This window comes from Alteromonas stellipolaris (genome assembly GCF_001562115.1).
Lineage (GTDB): Bacteria > Pseudomonadota > Gammaproteobacteria > Enterobacterales > Alteromonadaceae > Alteromonas > Alteromonas stellipolaris.
This window is the reverse complement of record NZ_CP013926.1, coordinates 4,510,192-4,532,083: the sequence shown is the minus strand read 5'-3', so window position 1 is coordinate 4,532,083 and position 21,892 is coordinate 4,510,192. Positions and strand designations below refer to the sequence as shown.

Sequence of the window (21,892 nt, the reverse complement as noted above, 5' to 3'; positions counted from 1 at the left end):
GGAAATGTGTATCTAAAAAACAACACTATATCCTTTCGTCTAATGTTTAGTCCTTTTTTACACAGTATAAGAGCGCCCTTCATTTCAATAATACCGTTTGTAAATGTTTGAAAAGATGGCGATTGATGGTTATTTAACCCCTTTTGGATAAGTTGGATCATTCTTTGCAATTGCTCTAGTGAGTTCAAGCGCGGTTAATTCGCTACCCAGTTCTTCTTCCTTTACGGGTCAGCGAGGTTCCTATCAAAAAAGTACCTTTGGGCATTCATCTACGGAGTTAGCTGGTGGCTTTTTTGAACGTGTTTTGGCATAGCCCTAATTCATGGAGATAACGACATGCACCAAGAGTTTAAACAAGACCGCTTTGATGGCGTGACGAGCGTCAGTAAAGATACTAAGCGAGGCCCTATGTCACTTTTCTCTCGCGTTGCGGTTGTGATTGCCAGTGTGCTGTCATTATTAGTTGCACCTGTGATCAATGCTGAAGGAGTAAGTGATAGCAATGAACCTCATGATGCATCCCCTATTCTTCAATCTGTTATCAATGCCGCAAAAGCGTCTGCCGAGCAAGGCTATGAGCAAAACGATCATGGTCTCGATGACGGGTTAAAATCAATTGATTATCAAACTTATCGAGCTATCCGCTTTAATCCTGATAAAAGCTTGTGGAATGGCGAGAATGACTACGAAGTACAGTTTTTCCACCCCGGATTTCTCTATGAGTTGCCTGTAACAGTTCATACTATCGATGAATCTAATAGCGCGCAGCGTATTCCCTTTACAAGCGACATGTTTCGCTATGATGACAAAGCAGCGTCGCTAGCCGGGCTAACTAACGATAAAACAGGGTTTGCAGGCTTTCGCGTGCATTACCCGTTGAAGAACGAAACATATAAAGATGAGTTTGCCGTATTTTTAGGGGCCTCTTATTTTCGTTTAGTGGGTAAGAACCAAGTATATGGTATTTCTGCTCGCGGGCTTGCCATTGATACTGCCTTAACGAAAGGGGAAGAGTTTCCTCACTTTACCGAATTTTGGCTAATTGAGCCTAAAGAAGGGCAGCCTATTACAATTTATGCGCGTTTAGAAAGTCCGTCAGTGGCCGGTGCGTACAAGTTTGTTATTGAGCCAGGCATTGATACTGAAGTTGATGTGCAAAGCTGGTTGTTTGCCCGTGAAGACGTAGAAAAGCTAGGAGTCGCCCCGTTTACCAGCATGTTTCTTTATGGCGAAAACAGTGAAAAACGCCCCGACGACTACCGCCCTGAAGTACATGACAGTGACGGTGTGTTGATGGTAACCCATGCCGATGAAGAGATTTGGCGCCCACTAACTAACCCTGCAAGGCTACAAATCACCTCGTTAAGTGACAGTGCGCCGAAAGGTTTTGGTATGTTGCAGCGCGACGGTGAATGGGGCAATTATTTGGATGCTGAAGCAAACTACCATATTCGCCCAGGCCTTTGGGTAACCCCAACCGAGGGATTTGAGAAAGGCCGATTAGAGGTGGTAGAAATACCGACTAACTCTGAAACGCACGATAATATTGTCGCGTATTGGGTGCCTGAAGCGCCGTTACTTAGTGGTGAATCTCGTTATTTTGCTTATACGTTAAAAACGGTAGAGCGAAACGCATTTGTTAGCGAGTTGGCAACCGTTATTCGCACACGCCAAGGCCAGCCGTCGTTACCTGGCGAGAAAGTAAAAGATGAAGCGAAGCAGACTCAGCGCCGCTTTATTGTTGATTTTTCTTCTCCCGACTTCTCTTCACCTGAACTGGCAGCACCTGAACTGACAACACCAGACACGTCAGCCAATGAAAACACGGTTACAAGCTTCGACCCAGACACTACCAAGCTTATTGTGCAAGGTAGCAATGGTGCAATTTCTCAGCAGCGCCTTTACCCCGTTAATGAAGGTAAAGAGTGGCGCGCCACTTTTCTTCTTAAGCCTAAAGACAAGAGCACGGTAGATATGCGTGCTTATATCGAGCTAGATGGCAAACGTATCAGTGAGGTTTGGAATTATGTCTATCAACCCAAGTAATGCTTCCATTTCCCCTAAATCCTCAACAAAGCGTGATCGATTCATCACGACAGGAGTGCACATGCGCTTATTTATAATGGCAATTTTAGTGCTTCCGAGTACGGCTTTGGCCGGTTGGAGCCTTTATGAAATTTTTCTTCCTAATGGGTTAACTAAACTTGAAATGGCTCAACTTGGTTTAGGCTTAATGCTGTTCTCGTGGCTTTGTATGGCCTTTTGGACCGGTATTATCGGGTTTGTTCTTCAACTGTTTAATATTGACCCTTTAAGCTTGCGTAAAAAGCAAAGCAAGCCTGATGAAGCCGCACAATTAAGCCAGCGCCATGCGGTGGTAATGCCAGTATACAATGAAGATACGCGCCGAATTATGGTGGGCTTCGAAGCTTGTGTACGTGAGTTAATGAATACGCCACAGGCTGATCATTTCGACTTTTACATGTTAAGTGACACCCGCGACCAAAACAAAGCGGATGCCGAGCTTCGCGCATGGCAACGTATGACCAAGCGTTTAGGTAACTACGCATCGCAGGTATTTTATCGTCGCCGGGAAAAGAATCTTCATCGCAAAGTGGGTAACTTAAAAGAATTTTGCGAACGCTGGGGCGCGAATTACGAATCTATGATTGTGCTGGATGCCGATAGCATAATGACTGGTGAGCGAATGTTAGATTTAGCCCGCCGTATTGAACAAAACCCAGATACTGCATTAGTTCAAACTATCCCTATGCCAGTACGTCAAAATACCTTCTTTGGCCGTTTTGTGCAGTTTGCTGCGCACCTCTACAGCCCAATGTTGGCAACAGGTTTGTCATTTTGGCAAACAGACAGCGCCAACTATTGGGGTCATAACGCGATTATTCGAATTGCGCCCTTTATGCAGCATTGTGGCTTACCGAAATTAGAAGGCAGTGCCCCGTTTGGTGGTGAAATTCTAAGTCATGACTTTGTTGAAGCCGCGCTGCTTCGCCGTGCAGGTTGGCAGGCCTATTTACTGACCGATACTACGGGCAGCTATGAAGAGGTACCTAGCAACATTGTGGATTACGCTATTCGTGACCGTCGTTGGGTGCAAGGTAATATCCAGCATTTAGGATTGCTAAATGTGAAAGGCCTAAAAGCGGCTAACCGTCTTCACTTTTTGTTTGGTGCGTTTGCTTATATTTCATCGCTGGTATTATTTTGCATGCTTGCGCTAGGTACAGCCGATGCTCTTATTCGTGCCACGTCAGTACCTGACTTCTTTGTATCTGAATATCAGTTATTCCCAAGTTGGCAGGTAGCTCGTCAAGATATGATGATGGTGACTATGTGGGGTACTGCAGCACTACTCTTCTTACCGAAGGTGTTAGGTATCGTGCTTGCCTTAATTAAACGTAGAGAAGAGTTTGGTGGTGCTATGTCGTTGCTGAAAAGCGCAGTGGCAGAAATTACCATGGCCATTCTTATTGCGCCGCTCATGATGTTTTATCATAGCTTCTTCGTAATAAGCGTGTTTGTTGGGCACTCGGTTAAATGGGAAGCACAAGAGCGTGAAGGTAAAAAAGTACCCTGGAGTGTTGCCTTCAAACATACGCAGCTTATGAGTTGCCTAGCAGTGATGTGGGGCGTAACAACCTTCTACTTCACGCCGTCGCTATTTATGTGGTTGCTACCTGTGTTAATTGGAATGGTACTGGCTGCGCCGGTTATTCGTATTACGAGCAGTGACAATTTAGGTATACAAATGCGCAAATGGGGCGTGTTTGTTATCGACCAAGAAGTGGATGAATGCATCGCCCTTAAACGTTTACGTGTCGCTATGAATTACTTCGCGTTGTCTCAGTACAAGGCGCAAGAGCCTGCGCTCCCTGAAAGCTTATGGGTAACCATGCCTGAGCAAGTGTTAAGCGAAAAGCCACTTCCTATGCGTCCAGCATTGGTTAATAACGCCTAGTATCTTATGTGCGTAAGCGCGTAGCTAGGACTAACAGCTAAAAGCGCGGAACATAAATAGGTAGGCACAAAAAAGCCGGGCTGCTTTACTTTAAAGGTAAAGCCCCGGCTCTTTTGAAAAAGGTGTGCTTACTGCGTGAAAGTGACGGAGAAAGAAACCGGCACCGTGGTAGTAATACTTTTAAGCCCTGCAATTTTTTGCAATGCTTCAATACCTGCTGTTAATCCGAAAGACTCCGCTTTAATTAGCGTAGGCGCGGTAGTTGAAACCGTTAACGTGTCGGCGTCTACCTTGCTCGCCATTACTGAAAAGCTAGTAGGAACCGCCATACCATGCAGCGTTAAAATGCCATCAACTTTGCCGCTGGCCACTTCGCCATCGGCTAAATTTAGCATTGACTCAGGTAAGGTTGCATCGAAAGTAGCTTCTGCAAATTCAGCCACATTGAATAGCATGTCTTGCATACGAGTATTACGAATATCAATTGACGTATTTACCGACGCCAAATTAACCGTAACACGCAATTTTCCAGCATTAGATAAACTGCCTTCAAAACTATCGAATTTATGTACTTCGGTAATTTGTGAATTCTTGGTAGAAAGGAAATGCAAAACACTGGTGTCGCCATCTAGGTTCCAGTCAGCAAGTGCAGGAAACGCAAGACCGCATGCAAGCAAGGCAGTTGTTACCCTACGAATACGTGTCGTCACCATAATATTACTCCTTTAAATAATAATAATGTCCACTCGAGACTACTCGAAGATGGCATAGACCAAATAACCTAACGTGTTAATTACGATGAGGGTTTACAAAATCATTATACTGGACAACATCTTTCCATGGCACTCTTTGATCGCCCATTACTACAAAATCTGGGTTCTCTAACGAATGACGTTGATTATACGTAAGCGGTTCGAAGTTCGCGGCAGCAATACTGCCTCCGGCTTCAGATACGATGCACTGCGACGCGCCGGTATCCCACTCGCCGGTTACGCCAATTCGCATAAATACATCGGCCTTACCTTCTGCAATAAAGCAGGCTTTCAGTGAACAGCTGCCTAATGGAAGGGTTTGATAAACCCGCTTTGCACACATACGGCCTAATACTTTTTCACGGCTTTGCCTACGACTAATGGCAATCATAACCACGCTGTTTTTAGGGTCGTCGAGCTTACGTACGGCAATCTTCTCTTCACCGTCGGGTGACGATTTAAATGCCCCTTTACCTTTTTCAGCAAAGTACAGCGATTGGCCTGGGGGCCAAAAGATAACCCCAATTTTGGGCTGATTGTTTTCAATAAGCGCGATGTTCACCGCAAAGTCACCGCTTCGGGCAATGAATTCTTGCGTACCGTCGATAGGGTCAATAAGCCAATAACGTGGCCAGTCCTTTCGCTCTTCTAAGCTAGCATGCTTATTTTCTTCAGACAGAATAGGAATGTCGGGGGTGGCGTCGCTTAAGCGTTTAACAATAATATCGTTGGCAAGGTAGTCGGCGCTAGTAACTGGAGAATCGTCTTCTTTTTGGTAAGCGTCAAAATCGCCTTTATCATACACTTTAAGCACAGCTTCGCCGGCTTCAACGGCAACGGTTTTTGCGAGCTCTAATAGTTCGCTGTGGGGGTGTTCATCGGGCATAATCTATTGGTCCTTCAACCATTTTTGAGCAAGTAACAGCGCAGCGATACAGCGGGCTTCTATAAAATCTTCACGCGCCAGTAACGCGTCTGCCTCAGCAAGGGGCCAGTGAATGACTTCTAATGGCTCTGGTTCATCACCCTCTAGTTGCTCAGGGTATAAATCTCTTGCTATTACAATGGTCATGTTGGCATTAAAAAAGGTAGGTGCCATGCTAACTTTGTGTAATTCAATCAGGTCATTCGCACCAAAACCTGCTTCTTCTTTCAATTCTCTATCGGCGGCTTCAAGGGCGGACTCGCCAGGATCGATAAGGCCTTTTGGAAAGCCAAGTTGATAGGAGTGAGTACCTGCGGCATATTCACGAATCAATACCATGGTATCTTTATCAATCATGGGAACAATCATGACGGCGCCACGATTGCCTCCTGCCATCCGTTCAAACTCTCGCGTTGCACCATTAGAAAACTCTAAGTCTAGGCGCTCTACGCGAAAAAGCTTACTTTGGGCAACAATTTCCCGATTGTGAATTTGCGGTAACGGCTTGTTCGGGTCAATTTTTCGCATGTCTCTTGCTACAACTTTGTTATCATACCTACTGTAACTAGCTTACTTCATTATAAGGAAAATCGCTTGCCCTTTCTGCCCTGGAATGAAATTGATACGGTGTTGCTGGATATGGACGGCACCCTACTGGATTTGCACTACGACAACCGGTTTTGGCTAGACCATTTGCCAACGCGTTTGGCTGAAATCAAAGGTATTCCGGAACAAGAATGTCGTGACATGATGGCCTCGCATTATGAAAAAGTGCACGGTCAAATTCAGTGGTATTGCCTCGACTATTGGGCAGAAACACTGGATATCGATATTATGCCGATAAAGCGTGAGTTGGCGCACCTTATTGAAATTCGCCCCGACACCGTCCCTTTTTTAGAGGCGCTGCATCAGTCTGGTCGCGAGGTAGTGTTAGTTACTAATGCGCACCCAGGTAGCTTATCGTTAAAAATAGAGCGTACTCAGTTAGACGCGCATATCGATAACTTAATCTCAACCCATGAGTTTGGTGTCACTAAGGAGTCGCAGTTGCTGTGGCAAAAGCTGCATGCACGCTTAAACTTTAATCCAGCGCGAACCTTATTTGTAGACGATACAATCCGAATTTTAGAGGCAGCCAAGGAATTCGGCATACAGCATCTTCTTGCAGTTGATAACCCAGACCATACGTTACCTCACCGTAACATTACCGAATTTCCTGCTGTTACCGACTATCGCCTAATGTTAGATGATATTTTGGCAAACCCTGTCTCTAGCGACGAAGGAGGTAAACATGCTAAGTAAACTATTTGTAGGATCGAAAAACCCCGTAAAGGTGAATGCGGCGCACATCACTTTATCTATTACCTTAGAGCAGGATTTCGATGTATACGAAGTTGGCGTGCCCAGTGGGGTATCTGAGCAGCCAATGAGTGAAGAAGAAACGCGGCTAGGCGCGGTAAACCGCGTAAAAGCACTTATTGATATGCACAAAGACGACACAAATGATTCATGGTATGTGGCTATTGAAGGTGGTGTCGATGTTTTCGAAGACGGCCCTGCTACCTTTGCTTATGTTGCGATTTATAATGGTGGGCGTATGTCGATAGGCCGAAGTGCCAACTTACCGTTACCCGTTAGTGTATATCAAGCATTACAGCGAGGCGAAGAGCTGGGGCCTGTTATGGATAAACTATTCAATACCACTAATGTGAAGCAAAAAGGGGGAGCGATTGGCTTGCTCACCCTTAACCATGCTTCTAGACAAAGTGTTTATGAGGTGGCGCTCACACTTGCCATGGCAAAGTTTCATTTTCCCGACTTATATACCGATTAATAGACAAAACACCACTGCTACTTGCCTTAACATGACAACATAAATAGCAGTGTTTGGCTTCAAAATACTCTGTAAGCCCTACCGAAATGACAGCGGATTTCCGTAATAATTTCTTATCGGGCTTCTATTGAGTTTCGCTCATAATGTTTATACTTTAGTCTATGTTGTTGATATCTGGCTGGAAATACAAGGCTGGCTGATCTGGCGTTGTAGTTGCACTACTTACCATCACATACGGATTAAGGAGTGTGACAATGAGCGAGACAATCAACACGTATAACCCTGCAACGGGTGAGAAGCTAGATCATTATCATTTGATGTCAGCGGATGATGCAGAGCAAGCGGTAACCCGCTCGCAAGAAGCCTACTTAAACTGGCGTAGAACGTCTTTCGAAGCCCGTGCCCAATTATTTAATAACCTTGCTGATTTAATGGAAAAGCGTATTGACGATTTATCCAGCCTGATGACCCGAGAAATGGGTAAAGTAACCGAGCAAGGTAAGCAAGAAGTGCAGCTATGTGCGAATATCTGCCGATATACCGCAGAACATGGTGCCGAAATTTTAGAAGATGAACATCGCATTTTTGAAGGCGGTCGAGCCATTATTAGTTACCAGCCTATCGGCGTGATCTTAGGTATACAACCTTGGAACTTCCCCCTTTATCAGGTTATACGCTACAGCGTATCAAACATTATGGCGGGCAATACTACGGTACTAAAACATGCTAAAAATGTATTTGGTATGGCCGTGGCTATCCAACAAATGTATGAAGATGCTGGTTTCCCTAAAAACGTTTATCAGTCGCTATTGATTGATGGCGGTACAGCGAGTGACTTAATTAAACATAAGCATGTTCGCGGCGTAACCTTCACAGGTAGTGACGAAGTGGGCAAGCAGGTTGCTAAAGAAGCAGCAAGTTTGTCGAAAAAGACAGTGATGGAGCTAGGCAGTAACGATGCGTTCATCGTGCTAGCAGATGCTGACATCGACCAAGCGGTTGAAACCTGTATTAAAGGTCGTGTTATCAACAATGGTGAAACCTGTGTAGCAGCCAAGCGCTTTGTTATCGTCGATAGTATTTATGATGAGTTCAGAGATAAGTTTGTTGCCCAGTGTAAGAAACTTAAAGTAGGCGACCCAGCGGATGAAAATACCGACTTAGGCCCTATGGCCCGTGAAGATTTACGCGATGAATTACACGAGCAAGTGAAAACGTCATTGGACGCAGGGGCAACTTTATCACTCGGCGGTGAAGTACCAGATAACAGTGGTTATTTCTATCCTATTACAGTGCTAGAAAACGTTACTCCTGGTATGCCAGCATACGATGATGAATTGTTTGGCCCCGTGGCTTCGCTAATTCGTGTTCGTGACGACAAGGAAGCCATGACAGTGGCAAATGATTCACGCTACGGGCTCGGTGGTGGTATCTTTAGTACCGATACCGACAACGCAATTGCCCTTGCTAAAAACGAGTTTGATACGGGCATGGTGAATATCAACGGTTATTCGTTAGCTCAACCTAACTTACCATTTGGCGGTGTTAAAGACAGTGGATACGGTCGTGAACATGGTGGCTACGGTATGCGTGAATTCGTTAATATCAAAACCATCATGATTGCAGAGCAACAAAACAGCTAAGCGTACCAATGCGGCTAGCCCATAGTGCTGGGCTAACCCGCAACAAAGCGCTGAATAGGAGTAAGTAGTATGTTAGTCACATCCATGAAATCTAGTTCAGCCCGCGTTGCGAAGCCGCACGGTTCAAAAGCAGGTTCAATTTTCGGCTCAGGCGAAGCGTTTAAACTTGGACTGAGTAGTAAATTAAGTATTGGGCTGGGGTTACTTACCTCGGCCTTTTTAGTTTGTGCTGAGCCCGCCTCTACCCCTCGGGCAACGGCTGGTAATTCCGTTTATCAAACGTCTGCGCAGCATGCATCAATGGATAGTAGCGCCACTACGGTGTGCGAAGGAATTTCATTGCAGGTGCTTGGCTCTGGCGGCCCAGAACTTGATGATGGCCGTGCTTCAACCTCTTATCTTCTCTGGAAAGATGAAAAGGCCAAAGTGCTAATCGACGCTGGAAGCGGCAGTAGTGTTCAATTTGGCGCGTCGGGTGCTGATTTTACCGACATAGACACCATTTTATTATCTCATTTACATACCGATCATGCCGCCGATCTACCCAGTTTTATTAAGGGAAGCTACTTTACCCGTCGAGATACAGATTTATCCGTATATGGCCCTGCGGGTAACGACCTGATGCCAACTACCCAAGCGTATCTTGATGCGCTGATAGGTAAAGAAGGGGCTTTTAAATATTTGTCTTCTTACACCCAAGAAGGTGAAGATGATTACACAGTGTCTGCACACACGGTTGCAGATAAAGCGTTCTCAACTTCCATTAATGATGATATCGATATTGATGCGATATCGGTACACCACGGACCTATACCTGCGCTGGCATGGAAAGTCACTATTGATGAATGTGTTGCCGTGTTCTCAGGCGATACCAACAATGCCGACGGAACATTAGCAAGCTTTGCTAAACATGCTGATGTGCTCGTGTTGCATAATGCGATTGAAGATATTGAGAAAGGGGCGGGTAGCGCAGCCACCAACTTACATATGACGCCTAAGCAGATTATTGAAATTGCTAAAGAGTCTGAAGCAAAGCGTATCGTGCTTTCTCATATAATGAAGCGTAGCGAAGCTGGCCTAGACGGACTTACTGAGGCTATTGCGGTTATTGCCCCCGGACGTGTATTCGCAGCGCAGGATTTAATGAATATTCCATTGGTGAGCGACCTCTCAAGTGAAGAAGGCCGCTAACCTAAAAGTGTATAATGTCTTATGGTAACTTATTGGTTATGCGCCAGACGGGTTATGTGACTTGCTGGCGACTATTGTAATTTAATCGCGATATAGCCATTCGCATCAGGCTGTCCGAAGAATTTAGACGCCTGATGTACCTCTTGAGGAAGGCTATCATCTGGCTTAAATTTCCCGTCTACCTTCACTTTTTTCATGTCTGGGCTGACCACAGCATCAATAGACAGACCAAGTAGGTTTGGCTCGCTAACCACAATACCAATGTCATCACCCTCGCAGCGAAGTTTGGCAGAATACGTACCAAAGTCGATAGGACCTTGAGTACCTGCAACTGCTGCATTTAACCAATCACCGGTGCCTCGTAGTGCTTCGCACTGTGGGCCAAAAGCAAGTTCGTCGAGCTTCACTTTAAACCGGCCACTGGCATTAACGGGCAGGGGCAAGTTCACTTGCGCAAGTACGCGGTCTACGGGTAAATAAACCGAGAAATTGGTGGTTTCTACTTTGTTTGTATTAAACAAACTAGTTTTAAATGGCCCTTCAAACGCAATGTCGTTTACATCGCGAATATTGCCTGCTTTTACATGCGCACTGACATTTCCAATCAGCAACGCAAGGGGGCTAAGCTCCCAATTAACGTTATTAATAGGTAGTCCATTCACCACGATGGTTTGCGCCTTACCCGTCCATAACGTGCCACTAACACCGCTAATCGATACATTTTTTGGCAAGTCTACTCTGCCAATTACCTGAATAGCAGGCATGTAAGGAATTGCAAAAATTAGAAAGGCAACAATGCCACCCACTAGCCAACCAAACTTAGACTTCATGCTTTTCCTAACTGTAAACGGCGAACTTTGATGTAACCTGGATCATCTGCTTCGGCAATATCGGCCTGAATAATAACAATACCCATACCTTCTAAGGTTTTTAACCACTCAAGTACGTCATTAAACGGTGCTTGGTCGATCCAAACTTGTAACTCATCATCTTGCGGCTGCATGCGCGAAATAGCGATGCTGTGACGTGATGTAGTACGGTTGACAGCTTGAGGTAGTGAACCTTTAAATGGTGCAGAGCGGTTACTGCTTTTTCTAAGCTGTTGGGCGCGAACGGCACTGTCTTTCACCCACACGAGCAAGCTTTGTTGGTTATCTAACAATTGCTTTTGCTGATGCAAAGACGCATTAAGGGGCGACCAAATCAAAAAATAAAATAAGCCAATGACCACTACCACAGCAGAGATCATAACCAGTATTTGCTCGCGCTCGGTAAGCGCTTTAAATTTGCTGATTAGTGCGTTCACAACACACTCCTAATTGATACCGTGCCAATCACATTATCATCACGGTTATTGATAGCACCTTGCTCCACGGTAAATCCTGCGCCTTCCGCTTGACGGCGAAATTGCTCTAACGCCTCAAAGCTTTTACCTTGCGCTTGAATGCGTATTTCAGTGCGGGTGGCGTCAAATCGTAAGGTTTGTGGTTTTACTTGTGTGCTGGCAAAGGCTTCTGAGAGCTGATCTAACATTACTAACATAGAGGCATCGCCGCCACTTTTTGATAATTTATTAAGCTCATATTGCAACTTAAGCTTCACGTTACGATAAACGCCAATATTGGGGAACCCAGATTTTACCGCTTGATCAATTTCACTAGTGAGAGCCGCATTCTCAGACTTTAAATGGTACAGGGTAACGGTTTTATCAACAAGGCTGGTACATAACACCAGTACGGCTAATACTGCCGCAACACGCCATTGTGTCCATGCATTATTACGAGTGCGTTTTACTTTGTACTCGCCCTGAAGCAAGTTAAAGCTGCTCGACATCGCCTCTTTGGCTAGCACATGCATAGGCAGCTCAAGAGGGGCGTCACTAACCGTAATGTTCGGCATAGCGCTTAAATCAATACCCGCGTAGTTGGTGATTACAACAGGGGCTTCTTGTTGGCTGGTGAAGTGACCTAGAGTGGGTAACAACCACGCTTGCTCACCTTGTATACCTTTAAAGGTATCTTGGCGAACTAACATTTGTTCGCCTAAGGTAAGTACAGACCAACCGTTTTCAGTTACCGGTACGGCGAGTACATCAGGAATTAGATGGTTACAGAACAAGCCTGCATCAGCTAACCATTGTTGCCACATTTGAAGTTTTGCATGACTTACCACGGCGACTGCTTGGCTATCGCCCACTTTAGGGCCTATAGCAAAAAACTGTTCGCCAATATCAGTGGCTAATTCGTCTTCAAGCATGAAAGGCAAAGCAGAAAGTACCTTTCTCCCGGCTCTTGGTGGTAAAGCTACCCATTTAAGCAATATTTCGCTGCTAGGTGCTAATGCGATTACCGCACGGTGGCCAGCGCGTTCGGCTAAGGTAGAAAGGGCGTCGGCATTGGCTAGCTCACCAGAAGCAATAATCTCTTCTTCCGCGGTAGACCATACCAGCCAGCTAATTGGGTCGGCCTCGGTGGCACCTAACCTAATCAGGAGTTGTTCCATTATTTTACGCCTCCAAACTCGCGCTTTATTATTTTTACGCCCGCGTCACTACTTGCGTTAAATACGGTAGAAAGTTGAAACGTTGCTTTATTGTAACGGGTCTTAGTGTGCAAAATAAAATACTCAGTCGTTACCGTAAACCATTCTTTTCGGCTGTCAGATAAACTTAGTGCTTCAACACTCGGTTCAGCCAGAAATTCGCTTACGTCTCCCCAGCCATCTTGTGGGCGGTTACCCAGCAAGCTAGTGGCTTGTTGTAAATCTAGCCCTGTTAAACCGGCCAATAGAGCAGCATGTTCTTCATCAATGGTATTCACATTAATGGCTAGGGTGTCGTTGTCGGGAATGACGCAAACCAAAGGGAGAATGTCATTCAACCAAACCTCAGAGACACCATTTATAATACGCAATTCACTTGTCGATGCCAGTAGTCCGTTTGCTCCTAAGTAAGGAAACTCTCTCGACTCATACTCGCTATCTTCTGCGCCATAGGGGCGCATATTGTCATCTTCATCTACCCAATCGGCTAAACTGTCTCGCACGGTATCAGCGGTAAAACTGTTGATATCATCAATTTCAAGAGCCAAAAGCATAGTATGAAAGGCATCCATCGCTTCGGTAGCACCATCACCACTATTCACGTTTGCGCTAGCGCTGCCTTGTAGAATAGCGTTTAAGTTAAAGCATGCTTGAAGGTCGGTCAGGTTCGCTTGTAAACCGCCATTCTCTAATGGGTACATAAACTCCTGTGCCCAAGGCTGGTCTAGCGAGATTTTGTCGCCGGTTTCTTCCATCAAGGTTTGAATTGATTTTCGAGCAAAAGCCTCGGCGCCCAAGGCATACCAGTATGCTTGGTTGCTGTCTTTAATATTCATGGTGCGCTGTACTTGCAACTGCAAGCGGGTACCCATTTCAGTGGCCAATACAGATACCAGCGCCACTATCATCAGCACTATCATTAACGCCACGCCTCGTTGGCGAGAAGGCAGTGCGCTAGGTGTTTTAATAGGAGCTTTGATAGACGTTTTCATAAGAATGCCCATTACGCAGAACCTGCTGTTAAGGCAAACTCGCGGCGTATTAAACCGAAATCTTTACTCACAAATTCAATGGCCACAGCCATGGGTAACACTTCACCTTGGTAACTTTCACTCCAGCTTAAATCGTCGTCATCGCTACTACTTTCAGCGCTAATGAATTCAACGGTAAAGCTTTCTATATTTTCAAGTAGGGTACGTGTCTTAGGTTCATAGCCAATTACATTATCTACGTAGTTGCTATAAACGCGTTCTAGTCGGTCTTCATCAAGGCGATAGGCCACGTATTGTAGGGTGCTTCTGGGCAACATGAGCTGAGGGTTATGCCATCCCCCGCGCACAAATCCAATACCATCGCCGTCGCTATCATCTACCTCGCCGCCAGCCATCACCACTTTTTGGGTTTCCCCTTCAGCGCGAACTGGACGAGGCACCGCTTGCTGGATATCACGTTCTATAATCACCATGGCACGCTGCAGTTGCTGTAACTTCTCAAAGCGCTCGCTAGATAAATCGTTGCTATCAATTACCGTGGTTAGCAGGCCCGTAGATGCCAAACCAATGAGTGTAAAAATAGCCATGGCAATCAATATTTCAATGAGAGTAAATCCGCGCTGCTTCATTAAATGCCTGCGCCGGTGGGCTTAGCCACAAAGGTCGTTACCGAAGTGACGCTGCCAGAATAGTCAGAATCTAGACCTACGCTGATACTTACTGAGCGCAGATCATCGTCATTGGTTTTAGTGACGGTTTGCTGCCAGTACCAAGTACGGTCAGCCATTTCCATGCTGCCTTTCAAATTGTTCTTAGGTGGCCAAGTATCATCAAGTTGTAATTGATTTAGCCGGTTGCTGGCAACATAACTGGCAAAGGTTACCGCTTCAATTTGCCCTACGTTATTTAAGTGATCGCCCGCAGCTTTTAAAATAGCCGTGCCGGTTAAGGCAAAAATAAGCAGCGCCACCATGACTTCAAGCAGTGTCATGCCTTTTTGACTGTTGGGTGAATGCGAAGACGGGCGTTTCATTGCTCGGGGCTCTCAAAAGGGCCAGCCAATTCGAGTGGCGGGAATTCTTCATTGTTAAGCGCAAAATAAACGGGCTCGTCGTTAAAGTCGCCTTCATACGCAAAAGTAAGGCTGAAGGGGGTAATATCGCCGCTAGACATTATTAATATTTGCGGAGGTGGCAGTTTCTTTTCTTCTTCGCTACCTATCTCAACACCATCTTCAGACACGCTTAAGGTTTCGTCGAATATGCCTCTATCGAAAAGTTGGTCTTCTTTGGTCCAGGGTAAGTCGTCTAAATTCAGCGTAAATGAGAAATCTTCAGGTAGTGTGTGGGCTTCGTAATACTTCTCGCCCTCAATACGTTGCCACTCATCATTCTCATCTAAAAAAACAAAGTAGTATTCGTTGTCTTTTTGCTCAACACGAATACCAAGTTGCTGCTGATTTAGCACAGCATAGTCGCTTGCCATATCGACCAATACTTGTAGCCTTTGTGCTTGGCTTTTTAACAAATCTGCTTTACTGGCGCCAAAGGCATTAAACATTACGTAGCCGGCCGCCAAGCCCATAAGCAACAGTACCAGCATCACTTCTAACAGCGTGAAGCCAGTTTGCTTATTGTGAGGGTGAAAGCGGCCAAGCATAAAATGACTTAGTTTAAGTATTCGTTAATGTTCCAGTTACCAATATCGTCATCGGTACCTGGTTCACCGTCTGGGCCATTTGAAAAAATGTCTACTACGCCTAATTCTCCTGGGCTAATTAGCGCATAAGGGTTGCCCCAAGGATCTTCAGGTAAGCGCTTAATGAAACCACCTTCGGGGTAGTTTCTTGGAATAGGATCAAGGGTTGGCGCCGTGACTAAAGCTTCTAGCCCCTGTTCGGTAGTTGGGAACTTGTTGTTGCGAAGCTTATACATCTCAAGTGCGCTTTCCATTTGTTGAATATCAACAGCGGCTTTTTTAAGTTGAGCCACTTCTTGGTTACCCAAGATTTGCGGCGCTACCATTGATGCCATAATACCGATGATAAGCAGCACCACCATTACTTCAATCAAACTAAATCCAGAACTACGTTTTAAGGTTTTCATCAGATATTCACCATATTGTTTAAGGCCAAAATAGGCTGCAAAATTGCCATTACGATAAACAGCACTATGCCAGCCATCGACACGATAAGTAGAGGTTCAAATACTTTTAGTGAGACACCAATAAGGGCTTCAAATTCCCTATCTTGGTTATCGGCGGCACGGCCAAGCATTTGCTGTAATTCGCCAGATTTTTCACCGGATGCAATCATGTGCATCATCATTGGCGGGAAAATTTTTGTGTTATCGAGGGCAGCGCGCAAGCTGCTCCCTTCTTTTACATTAACAGCAGCATCGGCCACCTGATTCTTGATATGCTGGTTCTCAAGTACATCGCCTGAAATGCGCATAGATTCAAGCAACGGCACGGCACTGGCACTTAATATACTTAAAGTACGTGCAAACCGGGCGGTATTAAGCCCGCGGGACACTTTACCAATAAGCGGAAGTTTCAAAATCACTTTGTGAAATCTTAACTTCATCTTTTTTTGTTGAAGTACGCGTTGAACAATTACCGCCAATATAGCCACGACAACCAGTAAAATTAGACCGTAGTTCTGTAACCAGGTACTCACCGAAATAAGTACTTGGGTAATACCCGGAAGGTCTTGACCCATGTGATCAAACTGACCCACAATTTTGGGCACAACCACCGTAAGCAGTAGCATCACAATGCCGAAGGCGAAAAACAGCATAAGTGATGGGTAGATAAGTGCTTGGGTAATTTGACTACGAGTTTGCTGGCGTCGTTCTGTGTAATCGGCAAGGCGATTAAGCACTGTATCTAAGTGACCGGATTTTTCACCTGCCGCCACCATGGCGCGGTATAAGTCGTCAAACACACTGGGGAATTCAGACAGCGCATCGGCTAAACCATGACCTTCAACCACTTTGCTTCGAACGGCCATCATCATGTTCTTTTGACGAGGCTTTTCACACTGCTCGGCAACCGCCAGTAAGGCTTCTTCTACCGGTAAGGCAGATTCTACCAAGGTGGCCATTTGGCGCGTTAACAGGGCGAGATCTGAGGCTGAAATTCTCGGTTTAAAAAACGAGAAACCTCCACTTTTACCGTCACTTTTTCCGCGCTCGGTAACTTGTTCTACTTCTAAAGGAATAAGGCCTTTTTCACGCAGTTGCTGGCGCACTTGGCGAGCGTTATCACCTTCCAGTACACCATTTGCGTTACGGCCACGGTTGTTTACCGCTTTATAAGCGAAGGCGGCCATACTAATCCTCCTTGGTTACACGCAGGACTTCTTCTAAAGAGGTAACACCTGCAAGTACCTTACGACACCCATCATCCCGAATACTGGGGGTTGTGTGCCTGATATATTTTTCAATGGCCTGTTCACCCACGCCTTCATGCATCATTTCGCGCACTTTCTCATTCACCAGTAATAACTCGTGAATACCCGTACGTCCTCTGTAACCGGTTTGGTTACAGGCAGCGCAGCCGTTAGGTTGGTAAATGGTAAAGTTGCTATCGGCATCAATATTAAGGGCTTCACACTCTTGAGGATCGGGCGTGTGAGGGGTCTTACACTCTTTACACAGTGTACGCACTAAGCGCTGCGATAATACTGCCAGTAAGCTTGATGAAAGCAAAAAGGGCTCAATACCCATATCTTCTAAACGGGTAATAGCGCCAGCAGCGGTATTGGTGTGAAGGGTCGATAATACTAAGTGACCGGTTAAACTGGCTTGAACCGCAATTTGTGCGGTCTCAACATCTCGAATTTCCCCTACCATCACCACATCGGGATCTTGACGCAAAATCGCTCGAAGGCCGCGGGCGAAAGTCATATCTACACGGGGGTTTACCTGTGTTTGACCAATACCGGGTAAGTCGAATTCAATAGGATCTTCTACGGTTAAAATGTTGCGGTCGCGAGAGTTTATCTCGCTTAGGCCTGCATACAAGGTGGTACTTTTACCAGAACCTGTTGGGCCGGTAACCAAAATAATACCGTGGGGCTTTCTAATTAACGAAGAGAAATGGTCACGGTTTTGCTGGGTCATGCCTAAGTCTTTTAGGTTTAACCGCGCGTTGTTTTTATCTAATAAACGAAGAACTACGCGTTCGCCGTGACTCGATGGCATAGTAGACACACGAACATCTACCGCACGGCCTGCAATACGAAGGGTAATACGGCCATCCTGCGGTACTCGTTTTTCAGCAATATCAAGTTTTGCCATTACCTTAATACGAGAAACCAGCATGGAAGAGAGTTTACGATTTGGGCGTAAAATCTCTCGCAATACACCGTCTACACGAAACCGAACCACTAATTGGTTTTCAAAGGTTTCAATATGAATATCTGACGCGCCTTCTTTAATCGCTTCACCTAGCATGGCATTAATCAGCTTGATGATAGGGGCATCGTCTTCGTTATCTAATAAATCTTCGGTATCAGGTAACTCTTCAGCAAGGGCAAACAAATCGCTTTCGTTACCTAAATCTTCCATTAACTGCTTTGCCGCAGAACTATCACGCTGGAATGCTGTAGTTAGAAAGCTTTCGAACTCATCAGCAGCAATGGTTTTAGGTACAAAAGGCTCGCCATAAAAGCGGCGGACTTCGGCAAACACTTCAAAAGGCGTGTTTTCCGTGAAATACAGCACAGCAGGAGTGACATTGGTTTCAAGCAAAACCTGATTACGCTTTGCAAAGCTGAACGAAAGCTGGCGAGGGCCAGCCACGGCGTCTGGTAAGCCGTCTTCGTCTGCCATTGCTTCGAGCGCTTCTTCCTGTGCCTCTACCGCAAGGGTGAGTTGCTCGTCTTGACCTGCCATCTTAGTCGTTACCTTCTTCAAGGTTGTCTTTTTCAGTCAGGTACTCTTCAAATGAAGGCGGTAATGAAAGTTCATCATCCCAATTCGGCATGCTTGGCGTTTCAGCATTAGGCATTAACGAAATACCTTCTTGCTGGCGCTTAAGTTGTAGCGCACGAATGTAGTTGTACTTACGATGACTGATAGAATTCATGGTAGCGCCGTCACGTACGATAGTCGGCTTCAAAAATACCATCAGGTTACGCTTACGTTTGCTGGTAGATGTTGACTTAAACAAGTTACCTAGAATAGGAATGTCGCCTAATAAAGGCACTTTAGATACGCTTTCTTGAACGTCTTCATCTATCAAGCCGCCCAATACAATCGTGCCTCCATCATCTACGATAACCGTAGTTTTAATTTCACGTTTGTTGATAGAGATATCTACCGAAGTAGCACCACTAACGCTTGATACTTCTTGTTCGATTAATAACTGAACTGCGTCACCTTCGTTAATTTGCGGTGTCACTTTAAGTTTAATACCCACTTCTTGGCGATCTACGGTTTGGAAAGGATTAGAGTTGTTCGACCCAGTAGTAGTACCCGTAATAATAGGAATTTCTTGACCTACAATGAAGTAGGCTTCTTCGTTATCCATGGTAGTAAGGTGCGGCGTGGCCAATACGTTTGAATTAGTATCGGTACTTACAGCTTGTACTACTGCGCCCCAGCCATTATCAATAATACCGGCTATTAAGCCATTCGCGCTGCCCAATAAGCTGGCAAGAGAAGTATAATCACCTTCATCAGTAGTGGTGACCTCAACTACAGCACCCTCATCGGTCACATAGGCTTCTGTATCGGTATCGTCTTCCGCTTCTTTAACCGCTACCGCCAACGATCCTACTGGGATGACACCATTGCTAAACTGAGTACCACCGCCACTTTCAGACACCCACTGTACACCTAAGGTAGTGCCGTCACCTTCGAATACTTCTACAATAATGGCTTCAACCTGTACCTGTGCGCGGCGAATATCAAGCTGACGGACCACTTCTTCTAGTGAGCGCATCATGTCAGGTTCCGCAGTGATTACTAACGCATTAGAATCTTCATGGGCATCAATGCTGACGTCACGGTTAGATGAGCCACGGCTGTTGGTGCTGCCACTTTTCTCTTCTGCTTGAATACTGGCAGAAACCCCTTGTAGTACTTTTACTAGATCGTCGGCTTTGGCATAGTTAAGAAACATTACGCGAGTATTACCGCTGGTTTCTAACTCCTGATCCATACGCTCAATAAGATTAATTAAACGTTGGCGGGCTTTAATGTCGCCGCTTACAATCACAGAGTTAGTACGGTCGTCGGCTACTACGCGCGGGTCTGACTTAGCACCGGTATTAGCTTTACCTTGTGATTTATTAATGCTGTCGATAATACGCACCATTTCAGAGGCTGAGGCGAAACGTAGCTTCACAATCTCAACTTCTTCATCACCTGCACGGTCAACACGCTCAATAATTTCAACTAAGCGGTTTACCACAGCTGCGCGGCCAGTAATCATCATTACGTTTGAAGGGTCGTGGCTTACTACATTACCACCGCCTGCTTGGTCGTTAAGTTGACGCAGAATAGGCGCTAATTCTCTTACCGGTACGTTATAAACAGGCACGACGCGGGTGATCATTTCATCACCGTCTTTCGCTGAACCTTCTACTACAGGAATGTTTGATGTTTTAGCATCTTTAGAGCGTACTACTTTTAAAATACCGCTCGGCATTTCAACCACAGCAAAGTCGTAAACCTGAAGCACATTTAAAAAGAACTGATAATACTGATCTTCAGTCAGCATATCGTAGCTTCGAACACTGATTTTACCGCGAACATTGGGGTCGACAATAATGGTGCGCTCTAAGTTTTTGCCCACAATATTAATGAACTCACTAATATCAGTGTCTTTAAAATTAGGCATATATTCAGCGGCGGTTACCGAGAAACAAAGAAGGGCCGTGCACAGGGCTGTGCTCAGGCGAGATAACAATTTTTGGCTAGTGCGCCTTTTCATTCTGTCTTCCTTTAATTCTTATTCTGCTGATGGCTCAGGTAAATCGAGATAGAGCGTAGTAAAACTGCCATCACGAATGATTGTAAGTTCAATATTCTGAGCATTGCGAAGTTCAGATAGTGCTTCTTGGGATTGCTGCATGTCTGTCAGATCCAATCCGTTAATTTGTGCAATAACATCGCCGGCTTGAAGCCCTGCTGATTTAAATAATGCGGGTTCTTTACCTGGGCTAACTTGATAGCCGATTAGCTGTCCTTCTTCCGTTTTTGGCGAAATAGAGATGAAGTCGGTAAAGCTTGCTGGGCGTTCTCGCAGTGAAGCGGTTGCTTCAATGGCTTCTTCACTTAACTGTCTTGAATCGGGCTCGTCTCGCTCATCTGGAACTGGCTGTGGACGACGTTTAGCTTGTTGTTGGCGACGTTTGTTCGCTTCGTCGTAATCAATGCCATCTAACATCAAGGTTTCGTTTCTAACCCCATTTTTAATAATAACTCGGTCTCGGAAAACTTGCTTCAGGGTGGCGTTAGTGCCTTCAATCTTTTCACCCAAACCATACACCGCTTGGCTATTGCGATTTTCGATAACCGCAGTGCTAGAATCTTCATCCGAACTTGCCACCACACCGGTAAGGGTAAGGTTAAGACGCGTTTCAGGCGCATCAGTAACGGGGGCTTCTTCTACCTTTGCAGGCACCGCTGCTGCATTACCAAATAAATTTAATTGTTGTATTTTGCGTATGTTGACCCCACTTTGCCCTGAAGCCGTAGAAGGTATAGGCGCAAAACTCACTGCGGGAGTCGCAGATAATTGAGGTTCAGGTATAATTCGCCATATTAGCTTGGCGGCAAAGGCTATTAAATATAGGCTCAGCAGCACCACAATTAACGTGTGAAGTTGTTTTTGGTTCTGGTTTACAAAAACAACCAGAGACTGTGGATTGAGTTTATCGAATGTCATGTCGCCACTTGATGGTACTGCTTATTATAAAAAGTGAAAATTTGGTTAACCGCGCTTTGTCCGACCCATCATAGCCTAGTCGAGGTGGGGCTCACAACACTAAAGCCGCACCGTTACGAAATTATTACAAAGGTCT

21 protein-coding genes are annotated in these 21,892 nt (G+C 45.5%); 6 read left to right on the top strand and 15 right to left on the bottom strand.

Annotation, left to right across the window (positions count from 1 at the left end; translation table 11 throughout):
* The first annotated feature begins 336 nt into the window (after positions 1–336).
* Together AVL57_RS19180 and mdoH are read left to right on the top strand one after the other, a co-directional pair.
* The gene (locus AVL57_RS19180; RefSeq protein WP_138118176.1) at positions 337–2,046 is read left to right on the top strand and encodes an OpgD/OpgG family glucan biosynthesis protein; all 1,710 of its coding nucleotides are present in this window, start codon (positions 337–339) and stop codon (positions 2,044–2,046) included.
* Positions 2,027–3,979 carry a glucans biosynthesis glucosyltransferase MdoH gene (gene mdoH, locus AVL57_RS19175; RefSeq protein ID WP_057795238.1) on the top strand — a complete coding sequence of 651 codons (1,953 nt, stop codon included), beginning with the start codon at positions 2,027–2,029 and terminating at the stop codon, positions 3,977–3,979. The genes AVL57_RS19180 and mdoH overlap by 20 nt, the downstream gene beginning before the upstream one ends.
* A gap of 128 nt (positions 3,980–4,107) precedes the next feature.
* Here mdoH and AVL57_RS19170 read toward each other — a convergent pair whose 3' ends face one another.
* The 3 genes from AVL57_RS19170 to nudE form a co-directional block, all read right to left on the bottom strand.
* Positions 4,108–4,692, bottom strand: a complete 585-nt coding sequence (locus AVL57_RS19170) for a YceI family protein (RefSeq protein ID WP_057795239.1) — start codon at positions 4,690–4,692, stop codon at positions 4,108–4,110.
* Between the two features lie 76 nt (positions 4,693–4,768).
* Positions 4,769–5,617, bottom strand: coding sequence for a 3'(2'),5'-bisphosphate nucleotidase CysQ (cysQ, locus tag AVL57_RS19165; RefSeq protein ID WP_057795241.1), 849 nt, complete (start codon positions 5,615–5,617; stop codon positions 4,769–4,771).
* 3 nt (positions 5,618–5,620) lie between these two features.
* On the bottom strand, positions 5,621–6,184 hold the full coding sequence (gene nudE, locus AVL57_RS19160; RefSeq protein WP_057795243.1) for an ADP compounds hydrolase NudE: 564 nt from the start codon (positions 6,182–6,184) through the stop codon (positions 5,621–5,623).
* A gap of 66 nt (positions 6,185–6,250) precedes the next feature.
* Between nudE and yrfG the strand changes: the two genes are divergently transcribed.
* The 4 genes from yrfG to AVL57_RS19140 all read left to right on the top strand — a co-directional run bounded on the left by yrfG (position 6,251) and on the right by AVL57_RS19140 (position 10,324).
* Positions 6,251–6,958, top strand: coding sequence for a GMP/IMP nucleotidase (gene yrfG, locus AVL57_RS19155; RefSeq protein ID WP_057795245.1), 708 nt, complete (start codon positions 6,251–6,253; stop codon positions 6,956–6,958).
* Positions 6,948–7,490 (top strand): inosine/xanthosine triphosphatase, encoded by a 543-nt coding sequence (gene yjjX / locus AVL57_RS19150; RefSeq protein ID WP_057795247.1) that lies wholly within the window; start codon positions 6,948–6,950, stop codon positions 7,488–7,490. Before yrfG ends, yjjX begins: the two co-directional genes overlap by 11 nt.
* 254 nt (positions 7,491–7,744) lie before the next feature.
* The gene (locus AVL57_RS19145; RefSeq protein WP_057795249.1) at positions 7,745–9,133 is read left to right on the top strand and encodes an NAD-dependent succinate-semialdehyde dehydrogenase; all 1,389 of its coding nucleotides are present in this window, start codon (positions 7,745–7,747) and stop codon (positions 9,131–9,133) included.
* 69 nt (positions 9,134–9,202) lie between these two features.
* Positions 9,203–10,324, top strand: a complete 1,122-nt coding sequence (locus tag AVL57_RS19140; protein WP_057795251.1) for an MBL fold metallo-hydrolase — start codon at positions 9,203–9,205, stop codon at positions 10,322–10,324.
* Positions 10,325–10,395: 71 nt separating this feature from the next.
* Here the strand turns inward: AVL57_RS19140 and AVL57_RS19135 are convergent, their stop codons facing one another.
* Genes AVL57_RS19135 through gspC form a run of 12 tightly spaced genes read right to left on the bottom strand, consistent with a single transcriptional unit; the run spans position 10,396 to position 21,756 of the window.
* Complete coding sequence (locus AVL57_RS19135; protein WP_057795253.1) at positions 10,396–11,154, bottom strand: type II secretion system protein N; 759 nt, start codon at positions 11,152–11,154, stop codon at positions 10,396–10,398.
* Positions 11,151–11,630: a type II secretion system protein M gene (locus tag AVL57_RS19130; RefSeq protein ID WP_057795255.1), complete on the bottom strand. Its 480-nt coding sequence runs from the start codon at positions 11,628–11,630 to the stop codon at positions 11,151–11,153. The genes AVL57_RS19135 and AVL57_RS19130 overlap by 4 nt, the downstream gene beginning before the upstream one ends.
* On the bottom strand, positions 11,627–12,826 hold the full coding sequence (gspL, locus tag AVL57_RS19125) for a type II secretion system protein GspL (protein ID WP_057795257.1): 1,200 nt from the start codon (positions 12,824–12,826) through the stop codon (positions 11,627–11,629). The genes AVL57_RS19130 and gspL overlap by 4 nt, the downstream gene beginning before the upstream one ends.
* On the bottom strand, positions 12,826–13,857 hold the full coding sequence (gspK, locus tag AVL57_RS19120; protein ID WP_057796512.1) for a type II secretion system minor pseudopilin GspK: 1,032 nt from the start codon (positions 13,855–13,857) through the stop codon (positions 12,826–12,828). The genes gspL and gspK overlap by 1 nt, the downstream gene beginning before the upstream one ends.
* Before the next feature lie 11 nt (positions 13,858–13,868).
* Positions 13,869–14,486: a type II secretion system minor pseudopilin GspJ gene (gene gspJ, locus AVL57_RS19115; RefSeq protein WP_057795259.1), complete on the bottom strand. Its 618-nt coding sequence runs from the start codon at positions 14,484–14,486 to the stop codon at positions 13,869–13,871.
* Positions 14,486–14,890: a type II secretion system minor pseudopilin GspI gene (gene gspI, locus AVL57_RS19110; RefSeq protein ID WP_057795261.1), complete on the bottom strand. Its 405-nt coding sequence runs from the start codon at positions 14,888–14,890 to the stop codon at positions 14,486–14,488. Before gspI ends, gspJ begins: the two co-directional genes overlap by 1 nt.
* Positions 14,887–15,516 (bottom strand): type II secretion system minor pseudopilin GspH, encoded by a 630-nt coding sequence (gene gspH / locus AVL57_RS19105; protein WP_057795262.1) that lies wholly within the window; start codon positions 15,514–15,516, stop codon positions 14,887–14,889. The genes gspI and gspH overlap by 4 nt, the downstream gene beginning before the upstream one ends.
* Before the next feature lie 8 nt (positions 15,517–15,524).
* Entirely contained in the window at positions 15,525–15,962 is a 438-nt protein-coding gene (gene gspG, locus AVL57_RS19100) for a type II secretion system major pseudopilin GspG (RefSeq protein ID WP_013786669.1), read from the bottom strand.
* Positions 15,962–17,188, bottom strand: a complete 1,227-nt coding sequence (gspF, locus tag AVL57_RS19095; RefSeq protein WP_057795264.1) for a type II secretion system inner membrane protein GspF — start codon at positions 17,186–17,188, stop codon at positions 15,962–15,964. The genes gspG and gspF overlap by 1 nt, the downstream gene beginning before the upstream one ends.
* A gap of 1 nt (position 17,189) precedes the next feature.
* Positions 17,190–18,755, bottom strand: coding sequence for a type II secretion system ATPase GspE (gene gspE, locus AVL57_RS19090; RefSeq protein WP_057795266.1), 1,566 nt, complete (start codon positions 18,753–18,755; stop codon positions 17,190–17,192).
* Between the two features lies 1 nt (position 18,756).
* The gene (gene gspD, locus AVL57_RS19085; protein WP_057795268.1) at positions 18,757–20,799 is read right to left on the bottom strand and encodes a type II secretion system secretin GspD; all 2,043 of its coding nucleotides are present in this window, start codon (positions 20,797–20,799) and stop codon (positions 18,757–18,759) included.
* 18 nt (positions 20,800–20,817) lie between these two features.
* Entirely contained in the window at positions 20,818–21,756 is a 939-nt protein-coding gene (gene gspC, locus AVL57_RS19080; RefSeq protein WP_057795270.1) for a type II secretion system protein GspC, read from the bottom strand.
* Between the last annotated feature and the right edge of the window lie 136 nt (positions 21,757–21,892).